Here is a 10848-nt window from a genome sequence, read left to right as displayed (position 1 = left end):
CTGCGCGGTCGCCCACGCAAGCGTTGCCGCTGGTTGCTGGCTGACAAGGGTTACGACGCTGAAGCGCTGCGCCAGTATTGTGATCGTTATCGCATGCAGCCAGTCATTCCGTTGCGAAGCATGAAGCGCAAAACCAAGCCAGGATTGCCTCGACTTTTTGATCGCCCCAAATATCGGCAGCGCAACATCATCGAACGCATGTTTGGCTGGCTGAAGGAGAACCGTCGCATCGTGACGCGCTTCGACAAGCTCGCAACAAGTTTTGCGGCGATGGTCTCATTGGCCTGCGCTATGCGGTGCTTGCGACAATACTTTACGTACAGAGCCTAGGAGCAGCTCCGATGCCGGCCGCCTCCTTTTGGCCGGTTTTTGCCTCTCGCCACAGGCCGAAAACGGCCCAGAGTGTGTAAAAACGCTCATGGGCCCTATCGTCTTGAAGCATTGACGTTCGTTGGCTGAGTGATCGCACAGTAAATGCTTCGGGTCTGGGTAGCGACCTGGAACAGGTCAACGCTGCTTTACAGCCTCTCGGATGGGCCAAAGTCAGCCTTTTTTTTGCGCCGACAGCGCCTTCATCAAACCATTAACGCCGATGATTTTCATAACCCGTTTCAAATTATAGGCGAGCACATTCAAGCTCAACTCTGCGCTCACTCCGGCCAGCCTTCGGGTCAGGAAGCGCGTCACACCCATCCATTGCTTTAGCGTCCCGAAGGGATGCTCAACCGTCCGCTTTCGGACTTGCATTATCTCCGGTGATTTGCTCAGCAGGTTCTGCATTTCCTCCGATACAGCATCATGTTCCCAGCGTCTATATCTGCATCGTGATACCTGACAAGGAGGCACGCTTAGAAAAGTTAAGTTTTGGAGTTGAAATTGGCTCAAAATCATCAAAACCTAACTAAAATCTTTGCCCTGATGCAGGACTGAGAGCGAAAAAATGCTGGGTCGGCCGGAGAACTAGTAACCGTCAGGGCTCGGCTTCAGATCGTAAAACATGACTAAAATCTAATAGGGTAGATCCACGCATTGAGCCATGGATAACCTAGGGTCAGTGACGGGTGAATAAGGCGCGAGCAATGCCCGGATCAGGCCATAGCAGAAAGTCAGGGACTGATCGAGATCAATGCCTGCTCGCAGAAAAAGCACAAATGTAGACCCCAGAATCTACCTGAATGCGTGATGCAGGGCAAACCAGCGCAGACCAGAGGACTGGCACTTTGCCACAACCCAAGGCATGCTTGGCGCCTTTAGGGGGCCTCGCGCCATTGCCGCCAAATCGCAGGATCACAAGTTGCCCAATGTCACCCCGCCCACTCGTGTCAAAGCGTCCAGCCAATTACTCGGGACACCTGTGCGCGGAACGTTGAAAAGTGCATTGGCGACCCTGGTTTTACTGCTGCTGGCGATGCTGTTCTGGCTGTTGGTCGAGCAGTTTCAGGAAACCCTGCAGCAAGAGCGCCAGACCAGCATCAACTACAGCGCCGACCTGGCCGACCATATTGGCCTGAGCATGGCCTTGCGGGCCGAAACCGCACTCAATCTGCTGCCCGTAGACAAGTCGCCAAGAAACCAGCGCCAGCAACAGGCGCTGGTCAAGCAACTGGGCCAGTCCTTGCCATCCCTGCAAAGCCTGGCCCTGCTCAGTCCGGCCGGCGAAGTGTTGCTCGACAGTACCGGGACCAGCCCCGACGCTGCGTATCTGGCCGACTGGGTCAAACGCAGCCCGTCGCGCAACCGCACTGAAGGTTACTACTTCAGCAACAACAGTGATGCCAGCATCATCTACCTGTTGCTGCGCCAGCCCAGCGGCGCCATCGATGGCTACTGGCTGCTGCGCATGAGCCCGGACCTGCTGCAAAACCTCACGCATCAGAACGCCAACAGCAGCAACCGGCCGCAGTGGCTGGTGGAAAACAGCCAGACCCGCAAGGTACTCAGCCGCGCGGATAAAAACGTCTCGCCCCCCTCGGCCCTGAGCCAGCGCGATGAAGACGACACCGTACTGCTGGCAGCTATCAGCCACAGCGACTGGCAACTGCGCGGGCTGTTCAATGACCGCCAGGCAATCGAGCAGCTACTGCCCGGACTGATCGGCAAATGCCTGCTCGGCTTGGTGTTTTCGTTGCTGCCCATTATGGCGCTGTTGAACATGCGCCGCCGCCAGCGCCAGTTGCATGAAGGCCGCCGGCGTTACCACGATATTTTTGAAGGCACCGGGGTCGCCCTCTGCGTGCTCGACCTGTCCAGCCTGCCAGGGTTTCTTGAGCGCGAAAAACTCCATGACACTGATGCCCTCAAGCATTGGCTCAGCGATCATCCGGAACATCGTCGCCAGTTATTCGAGCAACTGCGCATCACCGAAGTCAACCAGGTAGCCATGCAGCTACTGGAGGTCGATTCAGGAGAAGGTGCCTGGCACAAGCTGATCAACGGCTGCCCGCTGAGCAGTTCAGCCATTGGCTATCAGGTCGTCGAGGCCGTGCTCGACCAGCAGCAACAGCTTGAGCTGGAAATAAAACTGACCGATGCCAGCGGTCGCGACCAGCACTTATGGCTGGTGCTGCGTCTGCCTGTGGATCAGCAGGACTACCATGCAGTCATTTTGAGCATCAGTGATATCACCAGCCGCAAGTTGATCGAACTGTCCCTGCAAGAGCGCGAAAGCTTCTGGTCCGATGTGGTGCGAACCGTTCCCGACCATCTATATGTACAAAATGTAATCAGCCAGCGGATCATTTTCAGCAACCATCACCTTGGCCAGACCCTGGGCTATAGCGCTGTTGAACTGCAGGAAATGGGCGCTTACTTCTGGGAGTTGCTGTTGCACCCTGAAGACGCCGAGCGCTATCACCAGTTGCGCAAAGAGCAGCAGGAAAACGGCTACAAGCAACTGATGCAATGCCAACTGCGGTTTCGCCATCAGCAGGGCACCTGGCGGCGCTTTGACATCCGTGAGCAAGCCTTTGCCCGTCATACCGGTGATCAAGTCTCGCGAATTGTAGGGGTGGCCAAGGACATCACCGACCAGATCGAAGCCAGCGAGTCATTGCGCGACAGCGAGCAACGCTACCGGATGCTGGCCGAAAGCATCAGCGACGTGATTTTCTCCACTGACAGCTCGCTGCGCATGAACTACCTCAGCCCCTCCATACAGACTGTACTGGGCTATGACGCACAATGGGTATTCGACAATGGCTGGCAGTCTATTATTGCCACGCCGCAACAGCTGGAGGGTATCTACAACCTGATCGAGCGTATCCGTGGCGCACTGCACAAGCCCCAGCAACTGTCGGCTTTGCGTGCTCAGGTGCAAACCCAGCTGTTTCTGTTCGACTGCCTGCGCGCTGACGGGCACAAGGTGCCCATCGAACTGCGCCTGGTGCTGGTATGGGATGAAGACGACGGTTTTGAAGGCATTCTGGGTGTTGGTCGCGACATGAGCCAGCAACGCCGTGCCGAAAAAGACCTGCGCATGGCCGCCACGGTTTTTGAACACTCCACCTCGGCCATCCTTATTACCGACCCTGCAGGCTATATCGTGCAAGCCAACGAGGCTTTCAGCCGGGTCAGCGGTTACGCCGTCGCACAAGTCCTCGACCAGCTACCAAGCATGCTCACTGTCGATGACCAACAACGCGCACACCTCGCCTATGTGCTCAAGCAACTGCATTTGCACGGCACATGGGAGGGTGAAGTCTGGCTCAAGCGCCTGAACGGTGAACACTACCCGGCCTGGGTCGGCATCACGGCAGTGCTCGATGATGAAGGCGATCTGGCCAGCTATGTGTGCTTCTTCAGTGATATCAGCGAGCGCAAGGCCAGCGAACAGCGAATCCACCGCCTGGCCTACTACGACGCCCTGACTCACCTGCCCAATCGCACCCTGTTCCAGGACCGTCTGCACACCGCGCTGCAACAGGCCGAGCGCAACAAGTCGTGGGTGGTGCTGATGTTTCTTGACCTCGACCGCTTCAAACCGATCAACGACTCCCTGGGCCACGCAGCCGGCGACCGCATGCTCAAGGACATGGCCATCCGCCTGCTTGCCTGTGTGGGTGACGACGATACTGTGGCGCGCATGGGCGGTGACGAGTTCACCCTGCTTCTGCAGCCTCGCACCACCCGTCAGAAGGCCTTGAACCGCGCTATCAATGTGGCCGAACAGATCCTCGCCAGTCTGGTAAAGCCCTTTGTACTCGAAAGCCGCGAGTTCTTTGTAACCGCCAGTATTGGTATTGCCTTGAGCCCGCAAGACGGCAACGAACTCAGCCAGTTGATGAAAAACGCCGATACCGCGATGTATCACGCCAAGGAGCGCGGCAAAAACAACTTCCAGTTCTACCAGGCAGACATGAACGCCAGCGCTCTTGAGCGCCTTGAACTGGAAAGCGACCTGCGTCATGCCCTGGAGCAGCAGGAATTCATTCTTTATTACCAGCCGCAGTTCAGCGGCGACGGCAAACGTCTGACCGGCGTTGAGGCACTGTTGCGCTGGAATCACTCAAGGCGCGGGCTGGTGCCACCCGGCGACTTTATCCCGGTACTCGAAGAACTGGGACTGGTGGTCGAAGTCGGCGACTGGGTGCTGGCCGAGGCCTGTCGCCAGCTCAAGCTCTGGCATCAGGCCAAGGTTCGCGTGCCCAAAGTCTCGGTCAACATATCAGCGCGCCAGTTCTCCGACGGCCAGTTGGGTACGCGCATTGCCAATATCCTCAAGGAAACCGGCCTGTCCCCGGCCTGCCTGGAGCTTGAGCTGACCGAAAGCATCCTCATGCGCGAGGTCAGCGAAGCGCTGCATATCCTGGCCAGCCTGAAAAACCTCGGCCTGAGCATTGCCGTAGACGACTTTGGCACCGGTTATTCGTCGCTCAACTACCTCAAGCAATTCCCCATCGACGTACTGAAAATCGACCGTACCTTTGTCGACGGCCTGCCCTCCGGCGAGCAGGACGCGCAAATCGCCAGGGCCATTATCGCCATGGCCCACAGCCTGAACCTTGCGGTAATCGCCGAAGGTGTAGAGACGCACGAGCAGCTGGATTTCTTGCGTGAACACGGTTGCGACGAAGTGCAAGGCTATCTGTTCGGGCGACCGATGCCGGCGGGCCAATTGGTGGAGCAACTGCAAGCGGCAAGCGCGGATCTACAAGCTTGAAGCTCATAGTTGCTCACCGTGAATCGCATTCATATGCCAGATAAAACCCATTGAGTTAGAATGCCCTCCTTTTCTGCCCCCGATCCTTGAGGACCGCCATGTTCAGCCGTGATTTGACACTTGCCAAGTTCGACGCCGACCTTTTTGCCGCCATGGAGCAAGAAGCTCAGCGCCAGGAAGAACATATTGAGCTGATCGCTTCGGAAAACTACACCAGCCCAGCGGTGATGGAAGCTCAAGGCTCGGTTCTGACCAACAAATACGCCGAAGGCTACCCTGGCAAGCGCTACTACGGCGGCTGCGAATACGTAGACGTGGTAGAGCAACTGGCTATCGACCGTGCAAAAGAACTGTTCGGCGCCGATTACGCCAACGTTCAACCGCACGCCGGTTCCCAGGCCAACAGCGCCGTTTACCTGGCCCTGCTGTCGGCTGGCGACACCATCCTGGGCATGAGCCTGGCTCACGGCGGTCACCTGACCCACGGTGCCAGCGTTTCGTCTTCGGGCAAGCTGTACAACGCCATCCAGTACGGCATCGACGCCAATGGCCTGATCGACTACGACGAAGTTGAGCGTCTGGCCGTTGAGCACAAGCCAAAAATGATCGTGGCTGGCTTCTCTGCCTACTCGCAGGTTCTGGACTTCCCACGTTTCCGCGCTATCGCGGACAAGGTTGGCGCCTACCTGTTCGTGGACATGGCACACGTAGCCGGTCTGGTGGCTGCTGGCGTTTACCCGAACCCGGTTCCATTCGCTGACGTAGTGACCACCACTACCCACAAGACCCTGCGCGGTCCACGTGGTGGCCTGATCCTGGCCAAGGCCAACGCCGACATCGAGAAAAAGCTGAACTCGGCTGTTTTCCCGGGTTCGCAAGGCGGCCCGCTGGAGCACGTTATCGCGGCCAAGGCCGTGTGCTTCAAAGAAGCTCTGCAACCAGAGTTCAAGGCTTACCAGCAACAAGTGGTAAAAAACGCTCAGGCCATGGCTTCGGTATTTATCGAACGCGGTTTTGACGTGGTTTCGGGCGGTACTGAAAACCACCTGTTCCTGCTGTCGCTGATCAAGCAGGAAATCTCCGGTAAAGACGCCGACGCGGCTCTGGGCAAAGCCTTTATCACCGTAAACAAAAACTCCGTACCAAACGATCCACGCTCCCCGTTCGTCACTTCGGGTCTGCGTTTCGGTACTCCAGCTGTCACCACTCGCGGCTTCAAAGTTGAAGAGTGCCGTGAGCTGGCTGGCTGGATCTGCGACATCCTGGCAGATATCAACAACGAAGCCGTTATCGACGCCGTTCGCGAGAAAGTCAAAGCCATCTGCGCCAAGCTGCCGGTATACGGCAACTGATCGCAAATAGCTGAATAAAAAGCCCGGCTTTCAAGCCGGGCTTTTTATTGCATCTGTTATTTTGAAACACTTGGCCGCTCCCCCCGAACAATAACAGCCTAGTCTGAATTTATGCATTCTTATCAACTGCAGAGTTCAGACAATGACTAACGATTCGCAACACTCCTTTATCGCCACCTTGCATATACCGAACCATAACCTTCATCTTTTAGGGGCTCTTCATGGCCAATCGGTCATAGTAACTGACTTGCTGGGCAGTGGCGGTGTCTTCTCCGGCAAACCCCAGTTGAGGGACGACTCCGCAGCCATGGGCATTCAAGCCCACGCCACAGGCGGGATCAAGGCTACGCTCAAGCTTTATTTCCGGCATACCGCCAAGGGCTATGAAATACATATCAAACACCCTGGCCAGTATGACCGGCACCGGCTGGCCATGAACCATATGGATATACTCTATGCGAGAAGTCCGACACTAAAGCATCCACTTGCCTTCACACTACTCGATCAAAACAACCGAACAGTGACAGAGAGGAACTTGAGTGAAGCCCATACCCTCATCACACTTAAAACCCATAACAACAAGTATATCGGCGTAAGAAAAGCCAAAGGTTCACCTCATTACTATCTTGGTGAAACAGCCGAACATAAAAAAATGGTATTTCTTTTAAATATTATTGAAAGAAATGTGCCCTATTGATTTTACAACCGTGAAGTTGTGCGAAATACCTGTTATTGCAGTAAGACAAAAAAATCAAAAGCCCCTGACCCTCTCCCGGAGGGAGAGGGTCAGCTATCACTCAAACCCCAAGCCGGGCAAAACCCTCGCGAATCTTGGCCTCTGGCAAATCATCGGCAATAAACACCATCACACTTTCACGGGCTTCACCTTCGGCCCACTCGGTGTCCCAATCAAAGCCATACAACTTGAGCACCCCCTGAAACACCAGCCTGCGATCTTCACCGGCAATGCTCAGCACGCCTTTGTAGCGCAGCAATTGCTTGCCGTGCTCTTCCAGCAGCTCGTTCATGAAGGCGCTAAGGCTGTCGATATCCAGCGGCTTATCGGTGCGTAGCACCAGACTGGAGATACGGTCGATAGAAGCCGCAGGCTGTACCGGGCGCAAGCTCAGGCCACCCCCCAAGTCTGCGTTGAGGTTAAACCCGCGCACGTCCAGTAATTCGGCCAGATCTATCTTGCCGTGCTCAACCACGCGGATCGGCGCCCGGCGGTTGATACGGGTCAAACGCTCGCTCAAGGCATCAAAGGTGGCGTCATCCACCAGATCGCGCTTGCTCACCAGTAAGCGGTCAGCAAAACCGATCTGCGCCTGGGCAATGGTCTGACTCAAATGCACATCGGCGTGGGCTGCATCCACCAGGGTAATAATGCCGTCCAGCAGATAACGCTCGCGCAGCTCTTCATCGATAAAAAAGGTTTGCGCCACCGGTGCCGGGTCGGCCAGGCCGGTGCACTCGATCACCAGGCGGTCGAAGGCAATTTCGCCATTGTCCAGACGCTCAAGCAGCAGGAACAGCGCCTTGGTCAGGTCGGTGTGGATGGTGCAGCACACACAGCCATTGGCCAGGGTCATGACTTGCACCGGCTCGTCCCCCAACAGTTGGGTGTCGATCCCGGCATCGCTGAATTCGTTTTCGATCACGGCGATTTTCAGGCCGTGTTCTGCCTTGAGCAAATAACGCAACAAGGTGGTTTTACCGGCCCCCAAGAAGCCGCTGAGAATGGTGACGGGGATTGGAGAGGTCATGCAGTGCCTCCTTAAACATAACGCAAAAACAAATGTGGGAGCGGCCTTGCTCGCGATTCAGGCGACACGGTGTCACTGACACACCGCGCCGCTCTTATCGCGAGCAAGCCCGCTCCCACAGTCAGATACAGCTCAGCCCTGACGGGTTAACAACACTTGGGCCCGCCCTTGCCGCCGTAACGCGCTTCCTGGCGTTCACGAAAGAACGCCTCGTAGCTCATCACCGGCTTGTCCGGGTGCTTGGTTTGCATATGCTCGACGTAGTTGTCGTAGTCGGGCATGCCGACCATCAGGCGTGCGGCCTGACCGAGGTATTTACCGAGGCGACTCAGGTCATTGAACATGGTTGCAACCCTCTATCAAGCATCTGGCATGGCTTGGTACGGCGACTCTTTATCCGTACGTTCTTTGCTGCCCCATGCAGCGACACCCACTTTGATCGCAAAGAACAGAATGCTGAACACCACGAACAGAAACAGCACGGTCAGACCGGCGTTGGTGTAGGCGTTGATGATCACATGTTGCATCTGGTCGATGTTTTTCGCCGGGGCAATCACCTGGCCGGCTTCCAGCGCAGTGCTGTATTTGTTGGCCAGGGACAGGAAGCCCACTGCCGGGTTGGCGTCGAACAGCTTGATAAAGCCTGCCACGGTGGTGCAGATCAGCAGCCAGACGGCTGGCAGCATGGTCACCCAAATGTAGCGCTGGCGCTTCATTTTGATCAGCACAACGGTTGCCAGCATCAGCGCGATACCCGCCAGCATCTGATTGGAGATACCGAACAGCGGCCACAGGGTGTTGATGCCGCCCAGTGGATCGATCACGCCCTGATACAGCAGGTAGCCCCACATCGCCACACACAGGCCGGTGGCCAGCAAGTTGGCGCCCCAGGACTCGGTACGTTTGAGTGCAGGCACAAAGCTGCCCAGCAAGTCTTGAAGCATAAAGCGACCGGCACGGGTACCGGCGTCAACTGCGGTCAGGATAAACAGGGCTTCAAACAAAATGGCGAAGTGATACCAGAACGCCATAGTGTTTTCACCCGGCAACACGTTGTGCAGGATCTGCGCGATACCCACCGCCAGGGTCGGTGCACCGCCGGCACGTGCCAGGACGGTGGTTTCACCGATGTCCTTGGCCAGCGCGGTCAACGCATCCGGGGTAATGGCAAAGCCCCAGTTGGTGATGTTTTGCGCAACGGTAACCACGTCACCGCCGACAATCGCTGCCGGGCTGTTCATGGCGAAGTACACACCCGGCTCGATCACCGAAGCAGCAACCATCGCCATAATGGCCACGAAGGACTCCATCAGCATACCGCCGTAACCGATATAACGGGCGTTGCTTTCGTTATCCAGCAGTTTTGGCGTAGTACCCGAAGAAATCAGCGCATGGAAGCCCGATACCGCACCGCAGGCAATGGTGATGAACAGGAACGGGAACAGGCCGCCTTTCCAGACCGGGCCGGTGCCGTCGGTGAACTGGGTCAGCGCGGGCATTTTCAGCTCGGGCATGGTGACCAGGATGCCGATGGCCAGCGCAACGATAGTGCCGATCTTGAGGAAGGTCGACAGATAGTCACGAGGTGCCAGTACCAGCCATACCGGCAGAACCGCCGCAACAAAGCCGTAGCCGATGAGCATCCAGGTGATTTGCGTACCGGTAAAGGTGAACACCGGCGCCCACTCGGGGCTCGCCGCAATCTGGCCCCCCAGCCAGATGGAGCCAAGTAGCAGCAGCACACCGACGATGGAGATTTCACCGATGCGGCCCGGGCGGATGTAGCGCATGTAAATGCCCATGAACATCGCGATCGGGATGGTCGCCATCACCGTGAACATGCCCCACGGGCTCTCGGCCAGGGCCTTGACCACGATCAGCGCCAGCACCGCGAGGATGATGATCATGATCAGGAAGCAGCCAAACAGCGCGATGGTGCCCGGGATCTTGCCCATTTCCTCGCGCACCATATCGCCCAGGGAGCGACCGTTGCGGCGGGTGGACATGAACAGGACCATGAAGTCCTGCACCGCACCGGCCAGTACCACGCCGGCGATCAGCCAGAGTGTGCCCGGCAGGTAACCCATTTGCGCGGCCAATACCGGCCCGACCAGAGGGCCAGCGCCAGCAATGGCGGCAAAGTGGTGACCAAAGAGAATGTGTTTGTTGGTCGGCACATAGTCCAGACCGTCGTTGTTGAGCACCGCAGGTGTTGCGCGGCTGGAGTCCAGTTGCATCACCTTGGTGGCGATAAACAGGCTGTAATAACGGTAAGCAACCAGATAAATGGCAACAGCTGCCACAACAATCCACAAGGCGTTGATCGCCTCGCCCCGGCGCAATGCCACTACGCCAAGGGCGCAGGCTCCTACAATTGCCAGCACCAGCCACGGGATGTGGCGGAGCAGGCTATTTTTATTATTCATTTTTTTAATTCCGGCCAGTTGGACAAGAAAGACTGCACCCGGAGTTTAGCGCTACTGGCTTTAAAGACCAGCCCCCAACATTGGTCTAGAGCCTTCTTTTGCGGTTTTTTGGCAGGCGGTGCTGCACATTTTTTCCGTGCAACGCC

Annotated in this window: 7 protein-coding genes and 1 pseudogene; 4 read left to right on the top strand and 4 right to left on the bottom strand. The window is 56.8% G+C overall.

From position 1 onward, the window contains the following. A partial coding sequence (locus GHO03_RS14305) for a transposase (RefSeq protein WP_153400104.1) occupies positions 1-330 on the top strand: 330 nt, incomplete at its 5' end. A 213-nt stretch (positions 331-543) separates the two neighbouring features. Here the strand turns inward: GHO03_RS14305 and GHO03_RS14300 are convergent. Further along, positions 544-819 (bottom strand): annotated as a pseudogene (locus GHO03_RS14300) (transposase); the annotation flags it as partial. Positions 820-1294: 475 nt separating this feature from the next. Here GHO03_RS14300 and GHO03_RS14295 point away from each other — a divergent pair. From GHO03_RS14295 to GHO03_RS14285, 3 genes are all read left to right on the top strand, one after another. Then, positions 1295-5158, top strand: a complete 3864-nt coding sequence (locus GHO03_RS14295; protein ID WP_094999966.1) for an EAL domain-containing protein — start codon at positions 1295-1297, stop codon at positions 5156-5158. A 98-nt stretch (positions 5159-5256) separates the two neighbouring features. Continuing rightward, positions 5257-6510 (top strand): serine hydroxymethyltransferase, encoded by a 1254-nt coding sequence (gene glyA / locus GHO03_RS14290; protein ID WP_088378929.1) that lies wholly within the window; start codon positions 5257-5259, stop codon positions 6508-6510. Positions 6511-6652: 142 nt separating this feature from the next. Further along, the gene (locus GHO03_RS14285; protein ID WP_094999361.1) at positions 6653-7207 is read left to right on the top strand and encodes a hypothetical protein; all 555 of its coding nucleotides are present in this window, start codon (positions 6653-6655) and stop codon (positions 7205-7207) included. A gap of 100 nt (positions 7208-7307) precedes the next feature. On the opposite strand, the gene yjiA is transcribed toward GHO03_RS14285, so the two are convergent. The 3 genes from yjiA to GHO03_RS14270 all read right to left on the bottom strand — a co-directional run bounded on the left by yjiA (position 7308) and on the right by GHO03_RS14270 (position 10702). After that, positions 7308-8276, bottom strand: a complete 969-nt coding sequence (yjiA, locus tag GHO03_RS14280; RefSeq protein WP_153400103.1) for a GTPase — start codon at positions 8274-8276, stop codon at positions 7308-7310. Positions 8277-8422: 146 nt separating this feature from the next. Next, entirely contained in the window at positions 8423-8620 is a 198-nt protein-coding gene (locus GHO03_RS14275; RefSeq protein ID WP_007937254.1) for a YbdD/YjiX family protein, read from the bottom strand. A gap of 15 nt (positions 8621-8635) precedes the next feature. Next, positions 8636-10702: a carbon starvation CstA family protein gene (locus GHO03_RS14270; protein ID WP_094999363.1), complete on the bottom strand. Its 2067-nt coding sequence runs from the start codon at positions 10700-10702 to the stop codon at positions 8636-8638. Positions 10703-10848 lie beyond the last annotated feature (146 nt).

The sequence above is a fragment of the Pseudomonas sp. FSL R10-1339 genome (assembly GCF_009600545.1).
Taxonomy (GTDB): Bacteria; Pseudomonadota; Gammaproteobacteria; order Pseudomonadales; family Pseudomonadaceae; genus Aquipseudomonas; species Aquipseudomonas bubulae.
Note: the sequence above shows the minus strand (reverse complement) of the source record. Positions and strands in the feature narration are given on the sequence as shown.